The following is a 23,268-nucleotide window of genomic DNA, read 5'->3' on the forward strand; positions in this document are numbered from 1 at the left end:
ACACCCCTCCGCGAAATCGTTCACTTTTGTGCGAAAAACTACGCTTTGGGGTCATAGCTATCCTAGTGGACTTTTCAGGTTAGAAGGAGCTGAAAGTAAGGGAATGGCTACAACAAAGAAGCCTAACAAAGAAGTCAAGGATTGGGGATTTTCTCTGACTGAGGTGCTGGTCGCACTGGTTGTGATTGGAATTATTTTAACGTTTTCTTTGCGCTTGTTTACTGAACAATGGCGTCTAACGCGAGAAGTCAAAGATCAGATGGAAGCTCATTTCGCTGTTTTAAATGCAGGACGAACTGTTCTTGATGACATCCGGGCAGCGCAGACCGTTGACTGGGACAATAACGGGGTTCTCCGTATCTTGCCCTGGACTCAGGGGGCAAGTCACGATTTCTACTATATTGCGGATAAAGATTATGATGGAGTTAAAGATTTGTATTTAGAACATAAAGGGGTACCCAATCCAGTCACTAGCCGAATTATCAGCTGGAAATGTACGAAAGGAGAGGCAGGATTGTGGACAGTAACGCTTCAAGCGCAGGTCGGTCAGCAAACCGTAAATTGGACGGGAAAAAGCCGCCAGCGGACCTTTCTTCCGCCCCAACTGTAAGTTTGCGAGAAAAAGGATTTGCAACGCTTCTTATCCTTCTCCTTTTTTCAGCGTTCGCAACGTTTGGGTTAGAAGCCTATCTTAAAGCCCAATCCGAAAATCGGATGGCTAAGAGAGAAGCGTTAAGCCGTCAAGCCGTTTATGCTTCAGAGGGCGGGCTGGAGTGGGCAAAATCAGAACTTATCATAAATCCTGTGTTTACCGGGGGAAAACGCACGATAGGAGAAGGAACGGTGGTTATCAAGGTCACGGTAGGAGAAGGGGGGTATTGGGTAACTTCTGATGCTCAAAATGGTTTAGTTCGTCGGAAGATTCAGGTTTTCTTATCTCCAGATTCTCTGGATCCTGGCCACTGGATTATGTCTCAATATCAGGAAATCTATCAGTAAGTTACACGAGAACGGCAGTGGATATTAAGGGCTGGTATCATCAAAAGAAAGAAAAGCCATGGAAAAGTGAAGAATCGAGCATAAAAGAGGAATCATCTTGGGGAAAACAGCTTAGAGGCAGAGAACGATCAGGACGTTATTTAGGGGAGGGCGGTTTTGGCAAGTTCTTGCTGGATCACGGAAAAATTGACTCGGGTCAACTTTCACACGTTTTGAAAAGCCAACAGCAGTCACAAGAACGGCTTGGCCAATGTCTGGTTAGGGAGGGTTTCTTGGAACAGGAGGAGATGTTCCAAGCCTTAAGTTCTTATTTAGGGGTCCCTCGGATTAGACTGACCGGAGTCGAAATCGATCCGGGTATTGCCAAGCTGATCCAAGAGGAAATGGCTTGGCGTTATACGTTGATACCGCTGAAGCTTCAGACGGGTATGCTGCAGGTAGCCATGGTGGATCCGGGCAATCTGCAAGTGATTGACAATATTCGAGTTTTAACGGGGTATCAAGTTGAGCCCTTTTTGGCCGATCAGGATGAGATTGAGGCAGCTATCCGTAAATATGTCACTGTCGAAAATTCAGTTGCCCAATTAGCCTCCAGCCAAAAAGAAGATTTGAAACAAGAGCCTTTAGGTTTTGAACACTTGGGAGACCTCGATGACGATGCCCCAACCGTACGGCTCGTAGATTCCTTACTAATGGAAGCAGTTTCCTTAGGGGCCAGTGATGTCCATTGGGAGCCGGGAGAAAAAGAATTCGTCGTCCGTTATCGAATTGATGGATGTTTGGAAACGCGACAGAAATTTCCTTTAGCGGTAGCTCGGAACCTGATTGCTCGCTTGAAAGTCATGTCACGTATGGATGTCGCGGAGAAACGCTTACCTCAAGATGGAAGAACGGAATTAACCGTCGCCGGTAAGCGGATTGATTTGAGGCTGTCTTCCCTGCCAACGGTGCATGGGGAAAAAGTTGTTGTCCGGCTGCTTAATCCGGATACGGCCCAGCGAACGTTGCAGCAGTTAGGGATGAGTTCAGAAGTTGAAGAAGGAATGAGGTTTTTACTCAAACAACCCCATGGAATTATTCTCGTGGTTGGACCGACGGGGAGCGGCAAAACGACAACCCTCTATGCACTTCTTCGAGAATTAACCTCAGAGAAACTGAACATCGTTTCCATTGAAGATCCTGTTGAATACCGCTTGCCTGGTGTTGTCCACGTTCAAGTCCATGCTCGTATTGGTCTAACTTTTGCAAAGGGATTGCGAGCGATTCTTAGGCAAGACCCTGATGTGATCATGATCGGAGAAATCCGGGATGAAGAGACCGCGCGAATTGCGATTGCAGCAGCCTTGACTGGACATTTAGTCCTTTCGACGCTGCATACCAATACGGCGGCTGAAGCCTTAACGCGGTTGATGGATATGGGTATCGAGCCCTATTTATTAGGGGGCGCAATCCGGGGAGTGCTTTCGCAACGTCTCGTCCGAAGAGTGTGTGAGGAATGCAAAGAAACTCGAGCCTTAAGCGCGGTTGAACTCAATTCGCTAGGGTTTGATGAAACCTTTGGCGAGATTTATCAAGCTAAGGGCTGCCCTAGTTGTCGGGGAAACGGATATTTGGGGAGAATCGGTATTCATGAATTATTATTTTATGATCATCAGATCAAGGATTTAGTATTAGCTCAGCAGAGTGCGCAGGAGATTGAGCGAGCTGCCTTAAATGCAGGAATGGTCACTCTGTACCAAGACGGATTAAACAAGGTTAGGGAAGGGTTAACAACACTAGAAGAAGTTTGGAGTGTAGCCAATGATCAGTATTGAATCGTTACTTCAATTAGCGGTCGAACACAAAGCATCAGATATTCATTTGACGGTCGAAAGTCCTCCGGTTTTCCGAATCGATGGTTTTTTAACTCCCTTCGGGGAGGAAAAATTGGCCGCTCAGGAGCTCGAACAATTAGCCAATTCCCTGATGAAGGAGAGTCAAGCACAACGCTTTTTAGAACAGGGTGAACTCGATTTTTCCTATAGTCTTTCGGGAGTAGGACGTTTTCGGGTGAATGCGTTTCGACAACGGGGTTCAGTAGCTGTCGTCATCAGGATTATTCCTTTTACTGTCCCTACTCCCGAAAGTTTGGGATTACCTCCGGTTTGCATTGAGTTAGCCAAACTTGAAAAAGGGTTAGTTTTAGTGACGGGTCCCACGGGTAGTGGTAAATCGACAACCTTAGCCTCGATGATCGACTATATTAACCGGACGCGTTCCGCCCATATAGTGACAATTGAGGATCCGATTGAATATCTTCACCAGCATCGGTTAAGCCTCGTCAATCAACGCGAAATTGGCAATGATACTTTTTCTTTTGCCAGCGCCCTCCGTTCAGTTTTACGTCAGGATCCGGATGTAATCCTTGTGGGGGAAATGCGGGATTTAGAGACGATAAGTACAGCAGTGACTGCGGCCGAAACCGGCCATTTGGTCTTCAGTACCCTTCATACAAATGATGTGACTCAGTCGGTAGATCGGATGATTGACGTTTTTCCGCCTTATCAACAACAACAAATCCGGGTTCAGCTTGCGGCGGTGTTACAGGGAGTTTTAGCACAGCAACTCTTGCCCCGGGCTGACCGACAAGGTCGAGTAGCTGCCTTCGAAATTTTAATGGTGACCCAAGCCGTCCGCAATTTAATTCGCGAGGGCAAAAACCATCAGTTGCCAACCGTGATTCAAACGGGAGGTAAACTAGGGATGCAGACCATGGAAAAAGGAATTCAGGATTTAGCACGGAAGGGCTTGATTTCGCCGGAGTTAGCGCAGGAGAAGTTACAGGCGCTGGGGCGCTAAAGAGGAGTATGCGGGATGGAGGTTCGAGAATATTCTTGGAAGGCGGCTGATGCTGAAGGCCGAATCATTCAAGGCACCTGGCAAGGAACGGGCTTAGCCGAAATCAGACGGCGTTTATTTTTCGAAGGCTATTATCCCCTTCGGATTCGTTCTTCCAATAGACTTATGGAGCTTCTTTCTGCACTTCAGGCCTTTGATTTTCGCTGGAATTCTCTTCGGTTTTGGGCGAACCTCACTCAACGCTTAGGAATGCTTCTCGAAGCGGGAATCCCGATTATCTCTGCTCTTGAGCTGATGACTCTTCAAGAACGAAGAAAGGCGAGGCCGGGTCCCCAGACGAATTGGGGGGAGGTAAAAGGATTTATCGAAGCCGGTCTGGCGCTTTCGGAAGCTTTGGATTACATTAAGCCACCCCCTACTCAAACCATCCGGGCCTTAATTCGAGCAGGTGAACAAGCCGGTAAATTATCCGAGATTTTGAATCAACTAGCGCGAGATCTAGAAGAGGAGTACCAATTTCGTCATAAGATTCAAGAAACTTTAGCTTATCCTGGTTTTCTCTTCGTTTTAGCACTTGTCGTTATTTTTGTACTTGGTATTTTCGTCTTACCTGTTTATGAACAGATTTTCAGCAATTTGGATAGCTCCTTGCCTATCATGACTCAAGTCATTTTTACGGTTGCTCGCAGGCTACCGTTCATCATTAGTCTGATACTCGCAGGTGTTTTGGGGGGAATAGCTTTCTTACGTCTGAAGCATGGAAAAGGCTGGAGAGAAAAAGGAGCTGAATTTTTGGGATGGACGCCTTTGTGGGGATCACTTTATAAACAAAGTGACCAGGTTCAGTTTTTCAGAATCCTTGGAACCTTGATGGAGGCTGGCATTCCTCTAGCAGATGCTTTGAACCTTGCCCAAGAAACGGTGCGTCTACCCGCCATGAAAGGAAAAATTCGGGAACTGATTCACGCGACCCGTGAAGGAAGACGTCTTTCCCTAATACTCCAGTCTGACTCGTTTTTCCCGCCTGATGTGGCTCTCCTTTGGGCAATCGGTGAGGAGTCGGGTCAATTGAGTACAATTCTGCAACATTTGGCCAAGATGACGCGACGGGACTTAGAAGAAAAAATGGAACGATTAACTTCGATCTTAGGTCCAGTATTAGTGATGGGGATGGCAGCAATCATCGGAGCAGTGGCAATTGGAGTGATGATGCCTATTTTCGATGTCGGGACGAAAATTCAATAAAAATGGAGGATAGGGGAAAATGGACAAACAGGAGGGGGTTGAACGGGAAGGGTTTACCTTAGTTGAAGTCCTGATGGTGGTTGTCATACTTTCGATTATGGCCGCGATCACCATTCCCAAAATCAGCTCAAGCTCAGACCTAGCTCGTAAAAATGCGGACATTGCCACGGCTCATCAAGTGAAGACCGCCTTAGACCGCTATCAGGCGGAAAATGGAATCTATCCGAAATCGACCGTGGAACTTTCCGCACCTGAGGGTATGGTAATAGCCACAGTCACTAATTTCATTCCTAAGTACATTAGCAAATTAGATAAATCGACCACTCAGCAGAGAACAGATGATACCAAAAAAGGATTTGGGGTAACAACTCTTGGTACAGATGGACAAATACCTACTACAACCACAACTCCACCTACTCATTTAATCATGATTTATCTTTCAACAGATGGTTCGGGAGCTGAGGTGCGGGCATACAACTCTGAGTTAAAAGAGGTACTCTGGACTTCAAGTAATTAGAAGTTTATAACATGAACAAATGAGGTAAAAATGTGGACAAGATGATTGTTAGCTTGTTTTGGGGAATTTTCGGTCTTATCATCGGTAGTTTTTTAAACGTCGTTATTTATCGGGTACCCCGAGGTGAATCCATTGTCAAACCGCGCTCGCACTGTCCTCAATGTGACCATTTTCTAAAAGCCTGGGAGTTAGTTCCCATCTTCAGTTTTCTGGTACTCCGTGGGCGGTGCCATACGTGCGGTTCCAAAATATCTTGGCGTTATCCTGGAGTCGAACTTCTGACGGGTTTGCTGTTTTTTCTCTGGGCATGGACGAACCCTACGGAAACCCTCCTTGTGCTTTGGGTTCATTTTACTATTTTGGCTGTTCTCTTGGCCTTAGCACTCATTGATAAGGATACCTTTCGCCTACCAGATGTCCTGACACTTCCTCTACTCTTCCTTGGAATCGGGTCCTCTCTGTTCCTCCCGATGGGACTTTCTGGAGCAGAAAGCCTTGCCTCAGCGATCGGAGCAGGGGGCGTTTTCTGGTTGATCGCTAAAATTTATCCTCAGGGGATGGGTTTAGGGGATGTTAAACTGATCGCCGGAATGGGTGCTTTTCTGGGATTTCCCAAAATCTTGCTTGCCCTTTTTATTGCGAGTTTGCTTGGTTCGATCTTGGGGCTTCTGGGGATGGTTTTTCGACGCAGAAAATTTCGAACGCAGATCCCTTTTGGACCGTTCTTAGCACTAGGCGCTTGTGCTGCCTTATTTGGAGGAGATTGGCTTATTCAAGCATATCTTACCCAATTCTAAATCAGGATGAAAAGGAGTGGGCTTATGTCCGGAATGCAGGTTTGTCTGGAGTTGACTGAACAGGAACTTCATATTCTCTTGTTTTACCCGGAAACAAGTCAGGGTAAGCTTGTCAATCTGAATCAGGTCAGGTTTGACTCCCGTCCGATTCCTGGAGGATGGCTTGAACAAGGTCAAGTCCGTGGTCAAACCTTAACGGAACTTTTGAATGATTTTCGCGTAGTGCATAAAATCCCTGTCAATACGCCAACCCGGCTAGCTATTCCGCTGGTCAATGGATTTATTCGGGAATACCAACTTCCTTGGATTGCTCTCCGCCACAGGGAGGCGGCGATTCAGTATCTGACCAAGGAAGAGACTCCCATTCCCCAAAACAACCAAGTGATCGGGTATACCGTATCCGAGGAAAATAAGAAGTCGAACGTGATGATGGTCAGCTTGGGTGGGACGCGGCGCTCCACCCTCGAGAGTATTCTTCAAGCGCTGAGGGGAGCTGGTTTTCAACCGACTACTGTTGAATTTTCGGTGACCGCCTTAGGAAACGCCTTAACTCTCAAGCCCCAGGAACGTTACTTATACCTAAGTGAAACACGTGGGGGAATCCAAATTATCTTGTATCGTGGAATCCTTCCAGAGCTAACGCGATTCTTTCCGGTCCTTCCGGGTAGTGATCCCGAGGAATGGATTACGGAAATCACGCGCATTTTTGGACTTATGGACTCGGAAGAGCATATATGCCGCATTTTTACATGGGGAAGAAGTTCAGCGCATATCGCGCAAAGATTACTTAAAGTAGAATTTCCTGGGCTGGATCAGACGACCGAGATTTCACCAATCAAACAATTAGCTGAGAAGTGGCCTTGGCGAGAAAGTCTCCCCCAACAGGTTCTCCCGTGCTTACCTTGCTTGGGGTTAGCGTTAGAAAGCGGCTCGCAGGGTAAGAACCAAAACGTAAATCTTCTCTCTGAATATCTTGAGCAAGGAAGAAAAGAACAGCGGAAACGTATTGCTTTAGGGATTGTGTTGGGTTTTCTCCTCAGTGGTTTCGGAATTTGGTTTCAAGAAAAACAACAACTTGAAGTCTTAGGTGATGAAGTTGATGGGCTTAAGACAAGAACAGTAAGCTTGCAGACTCAGGAGCAAAACGAAACTCAGTTAGTTAACGCCTGGAAGGAAGTGAAAGGTGCGAAACTAGGAATTTCCGCTCCTTTGATCTCACTTCAAGGCTTACTGAGTGAAGGTTTAAGCTTTGAGCAGCTTGAATATAAAGAAGAAACACTGACACTACAAGGAACGGCAGAACGGGCAGACCAAATTGAACAATTCCTCAGAGAATTGCAATCTCAAACCTGGGGCAATGTTAGTCTACGCGAATATCGTCAAGAAAAACCCGCCCTGATCAATTTTACGGTGACGGCTATTCGTTTAAAAAGCTAAACTCCAGCTAAGAGGTATCGGGTATCGGGTAATTGAGGTGAGAGTTATGTTAGGAGTGGAAAATCATTACCTAAAATATCTAGGAGTCGTGGGCGGGGCTCTTTTCTTAACGGGTATGATCTACTGGCCGCTTTATGGAAATGTGCAGGAACTGAAGGTTGAGAAACACTATTGGCAAGCGCAAGTGGAGCTCCCGCGTCCTGTAGCTCAGAGCGCAAACCTTCCGAAGTTACTCGATTTTCCGACTACAATTGAAGAATGCCAAAGACTTTTTCAGGAGGGAAATGTTCAAGTGCTTGCGGTAAACTTAGACCGGATAGAGGCTGAGAGAAGGAATCCGACCAGCACAGACCAACTCTCAGGTCTAAGTTATGCACTTTTCCATTTTAAACTGAAGGGAAGCTGGGGTGGGATCGAAACGGGTTTTCAGCGTCTTGAAAATATCTCTAATCAAGCGATTCAGATTCAAGAGGTTCGGCTTAACCCCGAAGGCGGAGATGCGATTCTAAAGATTTATTTTTATGAACCTGACAAACCCATTCTACCATAAGATGGAAGGAAAGGGGGCGAACCCAATGGTAGAATACGTGATTCAGCGGGGAGATGACTTCTTTCGTCTTGCCCAACGACTTGGGGGAACCTGTGAGGATTGGATGCTTGCGAACCCTGGAATAAATCCCGTGACTCTTCAGATTGGTCAAAAAATTGTTCTGCCGGCACTCATGAGTTCCAATGCCCGTGAACAATATGCGGAAATTAGCGTAGACCAGGGAAACCAGTTTGCCGGAGATAAGCTGGATGACGTTGAAATGGAAATTGAAGGGGTTCGTTTTCGAATTAGGAGAATTGGAGAAAGCAGAGTGCCTCATGAAATTCATTTGCTTGTTCCCCGGACAGAGATCCGTAAAATCCAGCCCCAAGGGGAACAAGGACCGTGTGAGGTCCAGATTATGCTTAGTAATGTCGATATTGTGCATTCCCCCCGCTTGAGGGGTGAGGGAGGAGGAACGCAGGTTTCAACTGCCCCATCCTCTGGTCAAAACAGCGCATCTACTCAAAGTGATATTCAGGCTCAACAAAGTCAGTCTATTCAACCCAGTCAGCGATGGTGAGCGAAAATAAAGAAGAAAGCATCAAGTCGGGTGAGTTGAACGCTAACCCGGCTTATTTATTGGCTCAAAATGAGGAAAACTATGCGTAGCGTAAAATTTATGATAAAATTTTGTTGTGTTAAAGAAAGGGGTTAAGGGCATGAGCCGATTAGAACGAATTCGCCTGAAAATGCAGGAAGAAAAGTTAAATGCTTTTATTGTTGCCTCGCCGGAAAACCGTCGCTACATGAGTGGCTTTACGGGAACAAGCGCGATGTTGGTCATTACGCTTGAAAAAGCCTATTTACTTACGGATTTTCGATACATACAGCAGGCAACTGCGCAAGCCCCTGACTTCCAGGTTGTCAAGACTGGGTCAGATATCTATGCTTCGCTTACGGCATTGGCCTCAAATACGGGTAAAATCGGTTTTGAAGAAGAGTCTACGACCTATGCGGATTATCTAAACTTAAAAGAAGCACTTCCCCAAACAGAACTGATTCCACAATCCAAGATTTTGTCTGAACTGCGTTCCATCAAAGATGCGGGAGAACTAGAGCATATTCGCCAAGCCGTTAAAATTGCGGATGATGCTTTTGCGCATATTCTCCAATTCGTTGAAGTCGGACAAACGGAAGAAGAAATTTCCTTGGAACTTGAATTCGCGATGCGTCGTGCTGGCGCGAGCGGTGGGTCGTTTGATTTTATCGTTGCCTCTGGCTTACGTTCCTCAATGCCCCATGGCGTAGCGAGCTCGAAAAAGATCCAACAAGGTGAACTCTTGACGATGGATTTTGGAGCGATTTATCAAGGCTATTGTTCAGATATAACGCGGACCCTTTGTTTTGGCGAACCGACAGAGAAACAACGCGAAATTTACGAAATCGTTCTTCAAGCGCAGAAAGCTGGAATTGCCGCGATCAAACCCGGAATACCCGGTAAAGAAGTCGATGCAGTCGCCCGTAAAATCATTGCAGATGCTGGCTATGGCGATAATTTCGGGCATGGTCTAGGACATTCCGTAGGGCTAGCCATTCATGAAAATCCCCGTTTTAGCCTAAGCGAAGAACAGATCTTAGAACCAGGTATGGTTATCACGATCGAACCCGGAATTTATATCCCGGATTGGGGCGGTGTTCGCATCGAAGATATGGCTGTAATCACGGAAGCTGGGTGTGAGGTCTTGACACAAGCGCCTAAGGAGTTCATTATTATTGAGTAAAATTTTTTGATTTTGATGGGACAAGCTAAGCTAAGCTAAGATATTATATTATATTATTTATTTTAGGAGGAATAAGATTTTATGATTGCTACGAGCGACTTTAAGACAGGTCTTACGATCGAAATTGAGGGTGTTGTTTATACGATTGTTGACTTCCAACATGTTAAACCAGGAAAAGGTGCCGCCTTTGTTCGTACGAAACTAAAAAATTTGAAGACCGGTGGGGTTACCGAACGTAAATTTAATGCAAGTGAGAAAGTTGAGACGGCTCATGTTGAACGTCGTGAAATGCAATATCTCTATAAAGATGGAGAGCTTTATGTTGTCATGGACAATGAGAGCTATGAGCAAACGGGTCTAACTGTGGAACAAATTGGTGACGGTGTTAAATGGCTCAAAGAAAACATGAATTTAGGAATACTTCTCTATAACGGAACAGTCATTGGGGTTGATATCCCCAATACGGTACAACTGACCGTTGCTTCAACTGAACCCGGCGTAAAAGGAGATACGGCAACTGGGGGTTCTAAACCAGCAACGATGGAAACGGGAGCAATTGTGCAAGTTCCTTTCTTTGTCAATGAAGGAGAAGTCCTGATCATTGATACGCGCACAGGGAATTACGTGCAACGTGCTTAGTTAATATTTAATGGGTGGAATCGAAAAACCTCCTTCTGGGCAAGCTTTGTTTAAAGATTAGACGAGCTTCTCGGAGGAGGTTTTTTAGTTCATGAAACTTAATATTATTCCTTTAGGTGGAACAGGTGAGATCGGCAAAAATTTGCTTGTTTTTGAATACGAAGATTCGATTGTCGTGATCGATGGTGGGGTGAAGTTTCCGGATGACGAACTGTTAGGAATCGACTTGGTTATCCCTGATATCAGTTATCTTGAAAAGAGAAAGGAAAAGATCAAGGGGATCTTCGTTACCCATGGGCATGAGGATCATATTGGAGGATTGCCCTTTATCTTGCCGAAATTAAATGTTCCTGTTTATGCCACTTGCCTGACGATGGGGTTAGTACGTGCCAAATTGCAGGAACGGGGAGGGTATCCGGAATCTTTACTACGGGTGCTTGAGCCGGGTCAGCCCATTCAAGCTGGAGAATTTGAGGTGGAAGCTTTTCGCGTAACCCATAGCATCCCTGATTCGGTAGGATATTCTCTGCTGAGCCCGGTCGGACGGGTTATATATACCGGAGATTTTAAAGTGGATTACACGCCGATCGATGGGCATGAGATGGACTTGGGTAAACTGGCAGCGTGGGGGCAAGAAGGAGTGCTGGCCCTACTCTGTGATTCCACTAATGCTGAGCGCAAGGGAATGACGATGTCCGAAAAAGTGGTGGGGAGCACGCTCAAGGATTGGTTTGCCCGCGCCGAGGGAAAAATTATCATGGCGACTTTTGCTTCAAATGTGCATCGTATTCAACAGGCTATTGATGCCGCAGCAGAACTGAGACGTAAAGTTTGTGTGGTGGGCCGGAGCATGGAACAAGTCGTGAGAACTGCACAAGAGTTGGGATATCTGCATTGGCCGGCAGAGGATATGCTGGTGGACGTGGGTGAGATCAATGAATTTCCGCCCTCTCGGTTTTTAGTCCTGACCACGGGTAGTCAAGGAGAACCGTTTGCGGCTTTAACCCGAATGGCAACCGGGAATCATCGTCAAGTCAAGGTTGACCCGGGGGATATGGTGATTATATCAGCGACTCCTGTTCCTGGGAATGAGAAATTGGTTGGGCGAACCATCAATCATTTGTATCAAATCGGAGCCGAAGTGGTGACGAAAGACATGGGGTTAGTTCATGTTTCCGGGCACGCCAGCCAGGAAGAAATTAAGCTCGTGATCCGTTTAACTCGACCCAAGTTTTTGATTCCACACCATGGAGAAGTCCGTCATCAAGTGGCTTTACGCAAGATTGGTCATTTATTAGGGTATGAGGAGAAGCAAATTCCCATAACCCAATTAGGTACGCGGCTTGTTTTAACTCCAGAAAGAATGGAGCTTGGGGACAGAGTTGAAGCAGGAAGCGTGTATGTTGATGGCTTAGGAATCGGGGATGTTGGCCAAATCGTGCTTCGTGACCGACAACAGCTATCAAAGGATGGAGTGGTTGTCGTCGTGGTCGCCTTAACGCGGGGCAAGGGTGGCCCTAATTTAATAGTATCGGGCCCAGATATTATCTCCCGTGGATTCACCTTCATGAAAGAAGCAAACGATTTGATTGAGGGTGCGAAAAAGGTGGCGACGGTAGCCATCGAAGGTCAAATTAAGCAAGAAAGCTGGGAATGGGGGGTGCTAAGAGGAGCGATCCATGAAACCTTAAGCAACTTTTTCTGGGATCGAACGCGTCGCCGCCCGATGATTTTACCAGTTCTCTTACAGGTTTAAGGAAAACGGTGAGAGTTCTTTAACTAAACTTTAGTGGACTGCCTTAGAGCTTATTCTAGGGCAGCTTTTTTTGTTTATTTTTAGAAATCCGCTTTGAAAAATGAGCATGTTTTTTCACTGGAGGATGTCTAATTTATACGAGCTGGACATACCTTTTAACAAAGGGAGGACAGAGGTGTGTCGTTACGTTATAGTTTAGTTTCTCTCAATCCGGAAAAGGAAAGAAAGGCTAACCGCTTAGACGAAATTATGAAGTGGTTAAGTGACCCTCTACGTGATATTTTCGCCTCGACAATGGACATCCCTTTCGCAGAAATTGAAGAAATTCGGTTGCGCATGACCAAGCCACTCCTGCTTCAGGGAAAAGAGCACGAGTACTTCCTCGATTCTCGGGGTAAAGCTGTCCCGATCGAGAAAGCTTATAAGATAAAACGTGAGGATTTGATGCAAACCCTGGAGCGAATGACTCAAAGTTCGCTCTATGCTGCAGAGGAGGAACTCAAACAAGGTTTTTTAACATTACCAGGGGGGCACAGGGTGGGAGTAACTGGGGAAACCATTTTAAAGCAGGGTGCGATTCAAAATCTTAAACATATCTCGGGATTGAATATTCGCTTGGCCCTTGAAATAGCGGGGCAAGCCTCACAAATTTTGCCCCGCTTAATCCGATCCGATGGTTCCCTATTTCATACTCTTATTCTCTCCCCGCCGCGAGCGGGCAAAACAACCTTGCTTCGGGATTTGATTCGCTGTTTAAGTGATGGTATACCTGGAATTTCCTTAAAAGGGCAAACCGTTGGGGTCGTCGATGAGAGAGGGGAAATTGCCGGCATGTGGCAGGGTCAGCCTACCTACGATTTGGGCTGCCGGACGGACATCATGGATGCCTGTCCAAAGGCTGTAGGGATGAGCATGCTGATTCGTTCGATGTCTCCCCGAATAGTTGCCGTGGATGAACTCGGGCATCCTCAAGATGTCGAAGCAGTGTTAGATGCCTTAAGAACCGGGGTTAGTATTCTTAGCACGGCTCACGCTGAGAGCGGGAAAGAGGCCCAAGAGCGTCCAGTTCTGAAAGCACTTTTTGCCAGTGGAGTTTTTGAGCGGTTAGTCATTCTAAGTCGGCGTAAGGGTCCGGGCACGGTTGAATCCATTTTTGATCTCAGGAATCAGCTCGAACTACGGGTGAATTGAGGAGAAAGGGGAGAACAGAATGATCGTCTTGGCATCTCTTATTCTTATTCTTGGTTGTGGAAGTCTGGGGCTTTACTTAGCAGCAAGAATCAAAAAACGTCCTGTTGAATTGCGAGACTGCCTAACAGCGCTGACTCTTCTGGATACGGAGATCATTTGGGGAGGTACACCCTTGCCTGAAGCATTTGCGCTTCTTAAACAACGCACTGAGGGCGCCTGGAAGGGTTTCTTTGCGGAACTTGAACGCAGAGTTCAGGAGGGGGAAAGTGCTAACTCCGCCTGGAGCCAAACGATCCAAACCGAAGCAAAGAAATTTTGCCTAAAACCCGAGGATTGGCAAGTGATTCAGAACGTAGGCAAAGGGCTTGGCCGCTCGGATCGTCAAGAGCAACATAAACAGATTGAACTTGTTAAACAGCAAATCCGTGATGTACAGGAACAGGCCCTGGTTTCGAGTGATAAACAAGCAAAAATGTGGTCTTATCTCGGGTTCCTGTGTGGAATTGCGGGAGTGATCTTCTTAATTTAAGAAAGAGGGGAAGAAAGGCATGTCTTTTGAGATGGTGTTAAAGATTGCAGGTATCGGCTTATTAGTTGGGATATTAGTGATGGTTCTCGATCAGGCCAATCGTAAAGAGATTAGTCAGTTGACTGTCCTAGCAGGGGTGGTTGTTGTCTTATACATCGTCGTACAGGCTGTCGGAGACTTGTTTAGTCTGGTGAAGAGTGTATTTCAACTGTACTAGGGGGTCTGAATGTGGAAATATGGCAGGTTGTAGGGCTGGCTTTGATTGTTGCCATCTTCAGCACGGTCTTAAAAGAAATGAACCGCAATGAATTTGCTCTTCAACTGACGATTTTGGCCGGGACGATTATTTTTGTCCTAGTCTTGGATAAAATCAAAATCATTGTGGATCTTCTGCAAAGTCTGGCAGATCAGGCTAATATTAGTTCTTATTATTTGTTCATCGTCTTAAAAATTGTTGGCGTAGCTTATCTTGCCGAATTCGGAGCGGATATTTGCCGCGATGCTGAACAGAAGGCTTTAGCGAGCAAAATCGAACTAGCGGCGAAAATAGGAGTTATAGTCTTGGCAATACCCATTATTGTAGCGATTCTCGAGTCAATTAAGCAACTTGTTCCGTGAGGTGAAAGACTTGCGACAATTTTTAGGGTTCGGAATCCTCTTTTTTTTAATTCTGAGTTGGACAACTCCTAGCGTGGTTTGGGCGGAATCCGGGTCACCGACAGGAATTGACACCAGTATCAAGGTAGAAATCAATCAAGATAGGAATAGCGATCCTGCACTAAACGGGGGGACTATAGGGAATCAAGGAGATCAGGGAGTTGAAAAGTTAAAGAATCAAATTGACTTAAGCCAGGTTCGAGGTTTTTTAGACCAGATTGATCAAGATGTTAAAACGTCTGTTCCCAATATATCGTTAGCCAAGATATTTGACGAGTTGCGCCAAGGTAAATTAAGCCTCCAACCGCAAGAAGTGGGACGTAGCCTGCTCTCGTTTTTGGGTCAAGAAATCTTGAAAAGTGGACCACTCATGGGCAAGTTATTGGTCTTAGCGGTCTTGATTGCGATCCTGCAAAACCTCCAAAACGCCTTTACCAGCGAAAGTATCGGGAAAACGGTGAAGAGCTTAAGCTACTTAGCTCTGATGGGGATTGCCCTTGCTGCTTTTCAAGAGACCTTGAAAGACGCGACAGGCGCAATTGATACGATGACTGGCTTTATGCAGACTTTGTTGCCAGTGATGCTGACTCTCCTGATGGCCATGGGCAGCTTAACTACAGCCGCTCTGTTTAAACCTGTCGTACTTGGTAGCTTAACCGTGTTAGCCACCCTGATGAAAACGATTATTTTACCTTTATTCTTTTTAACAGCAGTGCTTAAATTATTTAACAATATTTCGAGTGAATTTAAACTCGGTAAGCTCGCCGGTTTATTTGAATTCTCGGGAAAACTGGGAATTGGGGTTTTGTTGACGGTGTTTATCGGAGTTATGACGATTCAAGGGGTAACCGGCGGGGTAGCGGATGGGGTAACCCTTAGGACAGCGAAGTATTCGGCAGACCTGATCCCCGTCGTGGGAAAGTTTTTCAAGGATGCGGTCGAATTGGTGGCGAGTTCAGGGTTGCTCCTCAAAAATTCGTTAGGAATTATTGGAGTTTTGGCCATTGCTCTGATTTGTTTGGGTCCGGTCGTCCGCATTGCAGCGATGATTTTCGTGTTTAAGATTTCAGCGGCCTTAGTCGAACCGCTAGGGCTCAAGGAGCTTTCCGAAAGCCTTCAAGATATGTCGAAAAGTCTTATCTATATTTTCGGTACGGTAGCTTCGGTGGCCATCATGTGCTTTATCAGCATTGCGATTGTTGTGGGTTCAGGAAATTTAACCGTGATGTTGAGGTAAAGGAGGGATAAATTGGAGAGCTTACAGACACTTGTGCGGAATTTAGCGATTATCATTTTACTGGCGAGCTTTTTAGAAATGTTGCTCCCGAATAAATCCATGCAGGGGTTTGTGAGATTAATTATGGGACTCTTTGTGATTTCCGCTGTCCTTGGCCCAATTATCTCTCTGCTTCATCTGCCGCAGAGCACGTCAATTCCGGCCTGGACAGAAGTCAGATCTCAAGATCTCCCTGTTTTAGCAGGCAATAACGGGCTTCAAATCGGTAGGAATGCCGTTCAAGATCAGTTCAAACTGATCTTGGAGCATGAGATCGAAGCTTTAGTGCTCGGAATCTCTGGAGTGGATAAGGTGAAGGTGGAAGTTATTCTCGCAGCTTCTGAGGGGGGGCTTACGGATCAACCTCAAGTGCAACTCGTTAACATTCAGATCAATACACCCCAGACGGAGATTCAGAGCGTTCAGCCTATTACGATCGGTGAACGGAAAATCGAAGAGGTAGCTCAGCCCCAATCCCAATCCCAATCCACTCTGTCCCAGACCATTAAAGAGAAAATCTCAGCCGTGTTGCAAATCCCGCAGGATAGGATTTTTGTGATTGAAAATAAGGCGTAAGTTGCCGTAAAAGATGGAGGATGAACCCTGATGAAGTTTTTCGAAGAAATATCTCCGAAGTTACTTGTAACTATCGTCGCTGCCATTGCTGTTGCTGTCATCTTGATGCTCACCAGTAAAGGTAGTTCGAAGATTGGAATGGAGCTGACCAAACAACCAGTCTCCCAAAATTTAGCGAGCGACTCCACTCAGATTGGGCTCTTAGAAAAAGATCTTGAACAGAAATTAGTGCAAAATTTACAACAGATGAACGGTGTAGGAAGGGTGCAAGTCTCGGTGACGCTCTCGACGTCCCTCAAATCAGACTTTGCAACAAGTGGGAGTGTCACGAAAAAGACAATCAAGGAAGCGGATAAAGCCGGGGGGACGCGAGAGTCCTCAGAAGTTACGGAAAATAATCAACTCGTGATCGCAAACGGGGCGAGCCAACCTGTAGTAGTCATGGAAGAACGACCGACTGTTGCCGGGGTATTGATCATCGCCGAAGGAGCACAGAATCCGACCATCCGCGAAAATATTCATAATGCTGTCAAAACTCTATTAGATATACCAACGCAAAAAATCACAGTTCAACCCATGGAAGGAGTCTAAAATGAATATTCTCATACGGATACCGAGACGTATTTCCCGAACTAAGCTTCGCTGGAGTTTGGCTGGATTACTGCTCTTTTTCTGTATCGGAGCGGGGTGGGCTTTGCTGGGACACCAACCGACTCATTTTTCCGGGAAAGATGCCTTGCCTGTTAATGGGATAATCGACAGCCAAAAGATTCAATTCTCGACAGAAGCAGTACAGCCGGAACTGAGAGGAGAAAACTATTTTGTAGATTATCGCTTGCGACGAGAACAGTCCCGTCAAGAGGAAAAAACAATGCTTGTGGCTGTCTTGAATTCAAATATTGAGAAGACAAAGGAAGAAGCTCAGCAGAAATGGCTTGAGCTAACGCATCGCATAAGTAAAGAAGATGAAATCGAAAACTTGCTTAAGATCAAGGGGTTCCAAGATGCGGTTGTTGATTTAGCTCCTAATAGCGTTAATATTATCCTCTTTGCTGCGTCCTTAGCTCCTCATGAATTAAGCATAATCCAGGATATTACGCTCCAGGTTACGCCCGTGCGCTTAGACCGTATCAATATTTCAGTGAGAAAATAGAAGAAATATATGATAATTTATATAATAAATGTTAATAATTGTTTAAATACGCAGGAATTATTCGATTTAAGACGAATTAAACTTCAAAGACTTAGCGCAGAATAGAATTAAAGATTTCAAAGCCGAGAGAGAGGACAATCCAGAATGAGTAAAGTTCTTGTCGCCGATGATGCAGTCTTCATGCGTTTAATGATCCGCCAGATTTTAGCGCACCGAGAGTCTATCGAAATATGGGAAGCGGAGAACGGCCAGGTGGCGATTGATCTCTTTAATGAGCATAAGCCCGATTTAACCTTCTTGGATATTACCATGCCGATTAAGGACGGGTTTACGACTCTGCAAGAAATACTGACCATTGACCCCCACGCTAAAATTATTATGTGTAGCGCTGTAGCTCAGGAAAAAGTGGTGCAGAAGGCCATTGAAATGGGAGCGACAGATTTTTTGATTAAGCCTTTCCGACCGAATAAATTCCTGGAAACGGTAAACAAGTACCTGCGGGTCTAATTTTAAACGATTGGAAAGAGTGTTCGCCTCCCGCCACACGATTAAGTGCACGACGGGGGGATTTTTGTTAAGCGTACAGAAGGACTTTATACTGTATACTTGTTCCCGATTTATTGAAAAAGACTTTTTAGTTTCATATAATAAAACATATGTGAAGAAGGATTGGATTAATCTCGATGAAAATTTTTTTATTTCGTATGTTAAAGACCGAATATTCGCGCTCTTTTATTGGTGGAAAAATAAAGTGAAAACATTCTTTTCAATAGGAAGAGTTGTTTTCCGTAAATGAGAGGGGACATGGAGTGGTGAGAAAAATCGGGATTACAGATACAACTTTGCGTGATGGTCATCAAAGTCTTTGGGCAACGCGGATGCGGACTGAAGATATGCTACCGATTCTCAAAGATCTTGACGAGGCAGGTTATTATTCCTTAGAGGTCTGGGGCGGAGCTACCTTTGATGTCTGCCTCCGTTTTTTAGGAGAAGATCCCTGGGAACGGTTACGTTTGATCAAAAGTGAAGTCAAAAAGACGCCTCTGCAGATGCTTTTGAGGGGACAATCATTGGTCGGGTATCAACACTATCCGGATGATGTGGTTCGTGAATTTATCCAGTTGAGTGTTAAGAATGGGATCGATATCATTCGTATTTTCGATGCCTTGAATGATGTCCGCAATATGATCGTACCCATTCAAGCCGCTAAAGAAGCTGGAGCGCATGTTCAAGCCTCCGTGGTTTATACCGTGAGTCCGGTTCATACAGTCGAGCATTATTTGGAGACAGCTCGGGAATTAGTTAAATTAGGGGCTGATTCAATTTGCATTAAAGATATGGCTGGCTTATTAACCCCGTTAAAAGCGTATAAGCTTGTAAAGCTTTTAAAAGAAGAACTGGGAGTCATGATTCAGCTCCACACGCATTACATTGGAGGAATGGGAACGATTGCCTATGTTAAGGCGGCTGAAGCTGGAGTGGACGTTGTGGATACTGCCAGTGTTCCCCTTGCCTTTGGTGCGAGCCAACCACCGGTTGAGACTGTCGTTCGTGCTTTAGGAGACTATGATTTTGCTCCAGATATCAATATTCCTCATCTCTTTAAGATCGCTAATTATTTTGAGGGTGTCCGTAAAGCGCGCGGGTATGAACGCGGAATCACGCGGATTTCGGATATGCGTGTTTTCGAACACCAAGTGCCTGGTGGCATGATTTCCAATCTTGTTTCCCAATTAGAAGAGCAGAAGGCCTTAAGCCGGATTGATGAGGTACTTGACGAAATACCCCGAGTTAGGGCAGAATTGGGATATCCCCCCTTGGTCACACCGACCAGCCAAATTGTGGGGACACAGGCTGTATTAAACGTTCTGAGCGGGGAAAGATATAAATTGGTGCCTGGGGAAGTTAAGGCGTATGTTAGAGGACAATACGGTAAACCACCAGCCCCCTTAGATCCTGTTATTCAGAAAAAAATTATAGGTGATGAAATTCCTATAACCGAACGGCCAGCCGATAGATTAAGACCAGGTCTCGAGAAAGCAGAACAGGAATGTGCTGACTTGGCTCAATCACGCGAAGATGTTTTAAGTTACGCTATCTTTCCGCAAGTCGCTAAAAAGTTCTTCTTAGAGAGGCAAAAAGGAGGGCATAAGAGTATGTCAGAAGTTCAACCGGCAAATTCTAAGGAGGATTCGAAAATGAATTTAAAAGAAATTAAAGAGCTAATTAAACTTTTAGGGGAAACAGATATAGCGGAACTCAATTTGGAGAGTGAGGGCGTTAAAATTTCCATTAAGAAGGGGACCGCAATCGCAGGAGCTAATTCAGTAGCAGCAGTTCCGGCCCTGGCTACACTGACAGCTCCAGTACCTGCTGCCACTCAAACTCAGGCCGTATCGACGACTCAGGGAACAGTGACTTCAGATACGAGTGCTAACTATGAGTATATTAAATCTCCGATGGTTGGTACATTTTACCGTACTCCGGCCCCAGAAGCCCCAGCATTTGCGGAATTAGGGCAAACGGTTAAGAATGGGCAAGCCGTCTGCATCATCGAGGCGATGAAGCTGATGAACGAGATTGAGTCTGAGGTCGAAGGAAAGATCGTTGAAGTATTAGTAGAAAACGGGCAACCAGTGGAGTTCGGTCAACCGTTGTTTGCCATTGAGAAATAGGGAGAAGAGACATGTTCAAGAAAATTCTAATTGCTAATCGTGGTGAGATTGCGCTGCGTATTATCAGGGCCTGCCGAGAAATGAATATTGAAACAGTTGCGGTCTTCTCTGAAGCGGACCGGGAGGCTTTGCATGTAAAGGCCGCAGATCAGGCGGTCTGTATTGGTCCGCAAGCCTCGACCAAAAGCTATCTCAATATCCCCAATATTATTAGCGCGGCTGAAGTAACTGGAGCAGATGCAATTCATCCTGGCTATGGTTTCTTATCTGAAAATGCTCGGTTCGCAGAAATTTGTGAGTCCAGTGGAATTACATTTATTGGACCGTCTCCGCTGGCGATCGAAACCATGGGAGATAAAGCAACCGCTCGTAAAACGATGATTGAGGCAGGGATTCCTGTCGTCCCAGGTTCGAAGGAAGTCATAAATGACTTAAATTTAGCGGCTCAGATCGCTGAAGAAATTGGTTTTCCCGTGATGATTAAGGCTTCCGCTGGAGGCGGGGGAAAAGGAATGCGGATTGCTCAGAATGAGCAAGAATTAGTTAGAGCCATACAGGCAGCGCAGTCAGAAGCCCAAGCAGCCTTTGGAAATCCAGAGGTTTATCTGGAAAAATATGTTGAGGAACCGCGGCATATTGAATTCCAAATTCTTGCGGATCAATTCGGAAATGTTGTCCATCTGGGAGAACGCGACTGTTCCTTGCAACGCCGTCATCAAAAACTCTTGGAAGAATCCCCTTCGACAGCTCTGACGCCTGAATTACGCAAGGCAATGGGAGACGTAGCTGTAAATGCAGCCAAAGCCGCCAATTATTCGAGTGTTGGAACTATTGAATTCCTTCTTGATAAACAAAACAATTACTATTTCATTGAAATGAATACTCGTATTCAAGTTGAACATACTGTTACAGAACTGGTGTCTGGAGTCGATCTGGTTAAGGAACAAATTCGAATTGCAGCCGGTGAGCCGCTTTCGTTTAAACAAGAGGATGTTCAAATCCGTGGTTGGGCGATTGAGTGCCGGATCAATGCCGAAAATCCCGATAAAAACTTCATGCCTTCCCCAGGAACGATCGAGTTTTACCATGTTCCAGGTGGACCTGGTGTTCGGATTGATAGCGCAGTTTACCAAGGCTATACGATTCCCCCTTATTATGATTCGATGGTCGGAAAATTGTGTGTGTGGGGGATAGATCGCGAGGAGGCTATCCAGCGGATGAAACGCGCTTTGGAGGAATTTGTGATCGAAGGAATCTATACCACGATTCCGTTCCATCTCAAAGTTTTGGATAATGCCTTTTTCCGTAGGGGTGAAGTGTATACCAACTTTATCCAGCGCCGGATCCTCGGAGAATAATGCTTTTCGCATGATGCCTTTGCCAGTTTATCCGATTTTTGTTATAATGAAGGAACATGAAGAGGATAAGTAAGGTTATGAGGTGAAGATATGGAAGAAAAAACGACAGTGAAAAATTCTTTAGGCGCGATTCGGATTGCCGATGAAGTGGTTGAAATCATCGCAGGACTCGCTGCTTCTGAAGTTGAGGGTGTAGCCGGTATGAGCGGCGGTTTGGTTGGTGATATCGCCCATATGCTGAGCCGAGGTAAAAATCTGGCTAAAGGGGTTAAGGTCGAAGTAGGCGAACAGGAAGCAGCCATCGAACTCTTCATAGTGGTTGAATATGGTGTTTCCATTCCTGACGTCGCCCTTCGAGTTCAAGAAGCAGTTAAAGAAAGAATCGAAAGCATGACCGGGTTGAGAGTGATTGAAACAAATGTACATGTGCAAGGTGTGCAATTTCGTCCACCGGTTGAACTCAAGGAAGACGAGAATCGTCTAAAATAGAGAGAATGCTCCCCCCCTGGATTCCAGGGGGGTTTAAAAGTTTGAAAGAGGTGGAAAGTGTGATTGCCTATCTCGTGGGTGCTTTCTTCATTATCGCCGCAGGCTGGATTCTAGCGATTACGATCGGTTGGAATCTACCTTATGATCTTTTAGGGCAAGGTTTATTCTGGCTCAAAATGCATCCTTGGGAAGATGTTGTCCTTGCAGCCTGTCTTCTGATTTTAGGTATCCTGCCTTTTTTCAGACCCCGTCCGCGACGTCTTGAGCCATCGTTTCTCATTCCCTCACGTCTTGGGGAGGTTCGAATGTCTGAACCTGCGCTAAAGGACATTATCATCCGCAGTGCTCAAGCTTTGTCTGGGATTCATCAAGTTCAGCCTAATCTGAGACAGCGGGAAGATGGCCTAGAAGTTTTAGTCTATGCTCAACTCAATCCCGAATTCGTTATTCCTGAAACGACGGAACAACTTCAGGGTAAAATCAAGGAAGATATTGAGCATTACACCGGAATTAAAATTGTTGAGGTGAAAGTGCTGGTGCGTAGCTTAGAGCCTGCCCGTCAGTCACGTGTAAGATGAGTAGTTTTTGGAGTGAACTTGCCCATAAATTGACAACTCTTTTTCTACGGCTCCTTGATGAACACCCTGGAAAACTGATGGGCACAATTGCAGGTTTTCTGGTAGGATTATTAGTAGTACTTCTTGGTTTCTGGAAAACTCTAGTCCTTTTCCTTTTTGTGATGATCGGATTTATGCTTGGGAAAAGACAGGATGAGCATAAGAAACTTTTTGATTGGTTAGATCGCTTTTTTAATTAGGAGGAC

Annotated in this window: 27 protein-coding genes; all 27 read left to right on the forward strand. The window is 45.6% G+C overall.

The window, feature by feature from the left end; all coding sequences use genetic code 11:
- Nucleotides 1–103 precede the first annotated feature (103 nt).
- Nucleotides 104–610 carry a PilW family protein gene (locus VM640_RS07110; protein WP_325390731.1) on the forward strand — a complete coding sequence of 169 codons (507 nt, stop codon included), beginning with the start codon at nucleotides 104–106 and terminating at the stop codon, nucleotides 608–610.
- 2 nt (nucleotides 611–612) lie between these two features.
- On the forward strand, nucleotides 613–999 hold the full coding sequence (locus VM640_RS07115; protein WP_325390732.1) for a hypothetical protein: 387 nt from the start codon (nucleotides 613–615) through the stop codon (nucleotides 997–999).
- A 17-nt stretch (nucleotides 1,000–1,016) separates the two neighbouring features.
- Complete coding sequence (locus VM640_RS07120; RefSeq protein WP_414647927.1) at nucleotides 1,017–2,813, forward strand: GspE/PulE family protein; 1,797 nt, start codon at nucleotides 1,017–1,019, stop codon at nucleotides 2,811–2,813.
- The gene (locus tag VM640_RS07125; RefSeq protein WP_325390733.1) at nucleotides 2,800–3,837 is read left to right on the forward strand and encodes a type IV pilus twitching motility protein PilT; all 1,038 of its coding nucleotides are present in this window, start codon (nucleotides 2,800–2,802) and stop codon (nucleotides 3,835–3,837) included. The genes VM640_RS07120 and VM640_RS07125 overlap by 14 nt, the downstream gene beginning before the upstream one ends.
- 15 nt (nucleotides 3,838–3,852) lie before the next feature.
- Nucleotides 3,853–5,082 (forward strand): type II secretion system F family protein, encoded by a 1,230-nt coding sequence (locus VM640_RS07130; protein ID WP_325390734.1) that lies wholly within the window; start codon nucleotides 3,853–3,855, stop codon nucleotides 5,080–5,082.
- 19 nt (nucleotides 5,083–5,101) lie between these two features.
- Complete coding sequence (locus tag VM640_RS07135; RefSeq protein WP_325390735.1) at nucleotides 5,102–5,599, forward strand: type II secretion system protein; 498 nt, start codon at nucleotides 5,102–5,104, stop codon at nucleotides 5,597–5,599.
- A gap of 41 nt (nucleotides 5,600–5,640) precedes the next feature.
- Entirely contained in the window at nucleotides 5,641–6,396 is a 756-nt protein-coding gene (locus VM640_RS07140; protein ID WP_325390772.1) for a prepilin peptidase, read from the forward strand.
- A gap of 24 nt (nucleotides 6,397–6,420) precedes the next feature.
- Nucleotides 6,421–7,833, forward strand: coding sequence for a PilN domain-containing protein (locus VM640_RS07145; protein ID WP_325390736.1), 1,413 nt, complete (start codon nucleotides 6,421–6,423; stop codon nucleotides 7,831–7,833).
- 46 nt (nucleotides 7,834–7,879) lie between these two features.
- Nucleotides 7,880–8,383, forward strand: coding sequence for a hypothetical protein (locus VM640_RS07150; protein ID WP_325390737.1), 504 nt, complete (start codon nucleotides 7,880–7,882; stop codon nucleotides 8,381–8,383).
- Nucleotides 8,384–8,408: 25 nt separating this feature from the next.
- On the forward strand, nucleotides 8,409–8,945 hold the full coding sequence (locus VM640_RS07155) for a LysM peptidoglycan-binding domain-containing protein (protein WP_325390738.1): 537 nt from the start codon (nucleotides 8,409–8,411) through the stop codon (nucleotides 8,943–8,945).
- 139 nt (nucleotides 8,946–9,084) lie between these two features.
- Nucleotides 9,085–10,146: a M24 family metallopeptidase gene (locus VM640_RS07160; protein WP_325390739.1), complete on the forward strand. Its 1,062-nt coding sequence runs from the start codon at nucleotides 9,085–9,087 to the stop codon at nucleotides 10,144–10,146.
- Nucleotides 10,147–10,227: 81 nt separating this feature from the next.
- Nucleotides 10,228–10,785, forward strand: coding sequence for an elongation factor P (efp, locus tag VM640_RS07165; protein ID WP_325390740.1), 558 nt, complete (start codon nucleotides 10,228–10,230; stop codon nucleotides 10,783–10,785).
- A gap of 91 nt (nucleotides 10,786–10,876) precedes the next feature.
- Nucleotides 10,877–12,541 (forward strand): ribonuclease J, encoded by a 1,665-nt coding sequence (locus VM640_RS07170; RefSeq protein ID WP_325390741.1) that lies wholly within the window; start codon nucleotides 10,877–10,879, stop codon nucleotides 12,539–12,541.
- A 177-nt stretch (nucleotides 12,542–12,718) separates the two neighbouring features.
- Nucleotides 12,719–13,732 carry a stage III sporulation protein AA gene (gene spoIIIAA, locus VM640_RS07175; RefSeq protein WP_325390742.1) on the forward strand — a complete coding sequence of 338 codons (1,014 nt, stop codon included), beginning with the start codon at nucleotides 12,719–12,721 and terminating at the stop codon, nucleotides 13,730–13,732.
- 19 nt (nucleotides 13,733–13,751) lie between these two features.
- On the forward strand, nucleotides 13,752–14,261 hold the full coding sequence (locus VM640_RS07180) for a stage III sporulation protein AB (protein ID WP_325390743.1): 510 nt from the start codon (nucleotides 13,752–13,754) through the stop codon (nucleotides 14,259–14,261).
- 19 nt (nucleotides 14,262–14,280) lie between these two features.
- Nucleotides 14,281–14,478 carry a stage III sporulation protein AC gene (spoIIIAC, locus tag VM640_RS07185; RefSeq protein ID WP_325390744.1) on the forward strand — a complete coding sequence of 66 codons (198 nt, stop codon included), beginning with the start codon at nucleotides 14,281–14,283 and terminating at the stop codon, nucleotides 14,476–14,478.
- Nucleotides 14,479–14,489: 11 nt separating this feature from the next.
- A complete protein-coding gene (gene spoIIIAD, locus VM640_RS07190; protein WP_325390745.1) occupies nucleotides 14,490–14,879 on the forward strand; it encodes a stage III sporulation protein AD in 390 nt (129 codons plus the stop codon).
- 10 nt (nucleotides 14,880–14,889) lie between these two features.
- Nucleotides 14,890–16,155, forward strand: coding sequence for a stage III sporulation protein AE (spoIIIAE, locus tag VM640_RS07195; protein WP_325390746.1), 1,266 nt, complete (start codon nucleotides 14,890–14,892; stop codon nucleotides 16,153–16,155).
- A 12-nt stretch (nucleotides 16,156–16,167) separates the two neighbouring features.
- The gene (locus VM640_RS07200) at nucleotides 16,168–16,770 is read left to right on the forward strand and encodes a stage III sporulation protein AF (protein ID WP_325390747.1); all 603 of its coding nucleotides are present in this window, start codon (nucleotides 16,168–16,170) and stop codon (nucleotides 16,768–16,770) included.
- Between the two features lie 30 nt (nucleotides 16,771–16,800).
- A complete protein-coding gene (locus VM640_RS07205; RefSeq protein ID WP_325390748.1) occupies nucleotides 16,801–17,361 on the forward strand; it encodes a stage III sporulation protein AH in 561 nt (186 codons plus the stop codon).
- Nucleotide 17,362: 1 nt separating this feature from the next.
- Complete coding sequence (locus tag VM640_RS07210) at nucleotides 17,363–17,923, forward strand: SpoIIIAH-like family protein (protein ID WP_325390750.1); 561 nt, start codon at nucleotides 17,363–17,365, stop codon at nucleotides 17,921–17,923.
- Nucleotides 17,924–18,067: 144 nt separating this feature from the next.
- Nucleotides 18,068–18,430 (forward strand): response regulator, encoded by a 363-nt coding sequence (locus VM640_RS07215; RefSeq protein WP_325390751.1) that lies wholly within the window; start codon nucleotides 18,068–18,070, stop codon nucleotides 18,428–18,430.
- A 305-nt stretch (nucleotides 18,431–18,735) separates the two neighbouring features.
- Nucleotides 18,736–20,598, forward strand: a complete 1,863-nt coding sequence (gene accB, locus VM640_RS07220; RefSeq protein ID WP_325390774.1) for an acetyl-CoA carboxylase biotin carboxyl carrier protein — start codon at nucleotides 18,736–18,738, stop codon at nucleotides 20,596–20,598.
- Nucleotides 20,599–20,609: 11 nt separating this feature from the next.
- Nucleotides 20,610–21,956, forward strand: a complete 1,347-nt coding sequence (accC, locus tag VM640_RS07225) for an acetyl-CoA carboxylase biotin carboxylase subunit (RefSeq protein WP_325390753.1) — start codon at nucleotides 20,610–20,612, stop codon at nucleotides 21,954–21,956.
- 90 nt (nucleotides 21,957–22,046) lie between these two features.
- Nucleotides 22,047–22,445 (forward strand): Asp23/Gls24 family envelope stress response protein, encoded by a 399-nt coding sequence (locus VM640_RS07230; RefSeq protein WP_325390755.1) that lies wholly within the window; start codon nucleotides 22,047–22,049, stop codon nucleotides 22,443–22,445.
- Between the two features lie 50 nt (nucleotides 22,446–22,495).
- Nucleotides 22,496–23,023, forward strand: coding sequence for an alkaline shock response membrane anchor protein AmaP (gene amaP / locus VM640_RS07235; protein ID WP_325390776.1), 528 nt, complete (start codon nucleotides 22,496–22,498; stop codon nucleotides 23,021–23,023).
- Nucleotides 23,020–23,262 (forward strand): DUF2273 domain-containing protein, encoded by a 243-nt coding sequence (locus VM640_RS07240; protein ID WP_325390757.1) that lies wholly within the window; start codon nucleotides 23,020–23,022, stop codon nucleotides 23,260–23,262. The genes amaP and VM640_RS07240 overlap by 4 nt, the downstream gene beginning before the upstream one ends.
- Nucleotides 23,263–23,268: the final 6 nt, after the last annotated feature.

This window comes from Desulfitobacterium sp. (genome assembly GCF_035539115.1).
GTDB lineage: Bacteria > Bacillota > Desulfitobacteriia > Desulfitobacteriales > Desulfitobacteriaceae > Desulfitobacterium_A.

Excerpts from the sequence above, each read along its gene's own strand:
- VM640_RS07135 (WP_325390735.1), top strand. The coding sequence starts at position 5,102 with ATGGACAAACAGGAGGGGGTTGAACGGGAAGGGTTTACCTTAGTTGAA.
- VM640_RS07215 (WP_325390751.1), top strand. The coding sequence starts at position 18,068 with ATGAGTAAAGTTCTTGTCGCCGATGATGCAGTCTTCATGCGTTTAATG.
- VM640_RS07145 (WP_325390736.1), top strand. The coding sequence starts at position 6,421 with ATGTCCGGAATGCAGGTTTGTCTGGAGTTGACTGAACAGGAACTTCAT.
- VM640_RS07125 (WP_325390733.1), top strand. The coding sequence starts at position 2,800 with ATGATCAGTATTGAATCGTTACTTCAATTAGCGGTCGAACACAAAGCA.
- VM640_RS07210 (WP_325390750.1), top strand. The coding sequence starts at position 17,363 with ATGAATATTCTCATACGGATACCGAGACGTATTTCCCGAACTAAGCTT.
- VM640_RS07230 (WP_325390755.1), top strand. The coding sequence starts at position 22,047 with ATGGAAGAAAAAACGACAGTGAAAAATTCTTTAGGCGCGATTCGGATT.
- VM640_RS07180 (WP_325390743.1), top strand. The coding sequence starts at position 13,752 with ATGATCGTCTTGGCATCTCTTATTCTTATTCTTGGTTGTGGAAGTCTG.
- efp (WP_325390740.1), top strand. The coding sequence starts at position 10,228 with ATGATTGCTACGAGCGACTTTAAGACAGGTCTTACGATCGAAATTGAG.
- VM640_RS07150 (WP_325390737.1), top strand. The coding sequence starts at position 7,880 with ATGTTAGGAGTGGAAAATCATTACCTAAAATATCTAGGAGTCGTGGGC.
- VM640_RS07160 (WP_325390739.1), top strand. The coding sequence starts at position 9,085 with ATGAGCCGATTAGAACGAATTCGCCTGAAAATGCAGGAAGAAAAGTTA.
- VM640_RS07205 (WP_325390748.1), top strand. The coding sequence starts at position 16,801 with ATGAAGTTTTTCGAAGAAATATCTCCGAAGTTACTTGTAACTATCGTC.
- VM640_RS07130 (WP_325390734.1), top strand. The coding sequence starts at position 3,853 with ATGGAGGTTCGAGAATATTCTTGGAAGGCGGCTGATGCTGAAGGCCGA.
- accC (WP_325390753.1), top strand. The coding sequence starts at position 20,610 with ATGTTCAAGAAAATTCTAATTGCTAATCGTGGTGAGATTGCGCTGCGT.
- VM640_RS07155 (WP_325390738.1), top strand. The coding sequence starts at position 8,409 with ATGGTAGAATACGTGATTCAGCGGGGAGATGACTTCTTTCGTCTTGCC.
- spoIIIAC (WP_325390744.1), top strand. The coding sequence starts at position 14,281 with ATGTCTTTTGAGATGGTGTTAAAGATTGCAGGTATCGGCTTATTAGTT.
- VM640_RS07110 (WP_325390731.1), top strand. The coding sequence starts at position 104 with ATGGCTACAACAAAGAAGCCTAACAAAGAAGTCAAGGATTGGGGATTT.
- VM640_RS07140 (WP_325390772.1), top strand. The coding sequence starts at position 5,641 with ATGATTGTTAGCTTGTTTTGGGGAATTTTCGGTCTTATCATCGGTAGT.
- VM640_RS07240 (WP_325390757.1), top strand. The coding sequence starts at position 23,020 with ATGAGTAGTTTTTGGAGTGAACTTGCCCATAAATTGACAACTCTTTTT.
- VM640_RS07170 (WP_325390741.1), top strand. The coding sequence starts at position 10,877 with ATGAAACTTAATATTATTCCTTTAGGTGGAACAGGTGAGATCGGCAAA.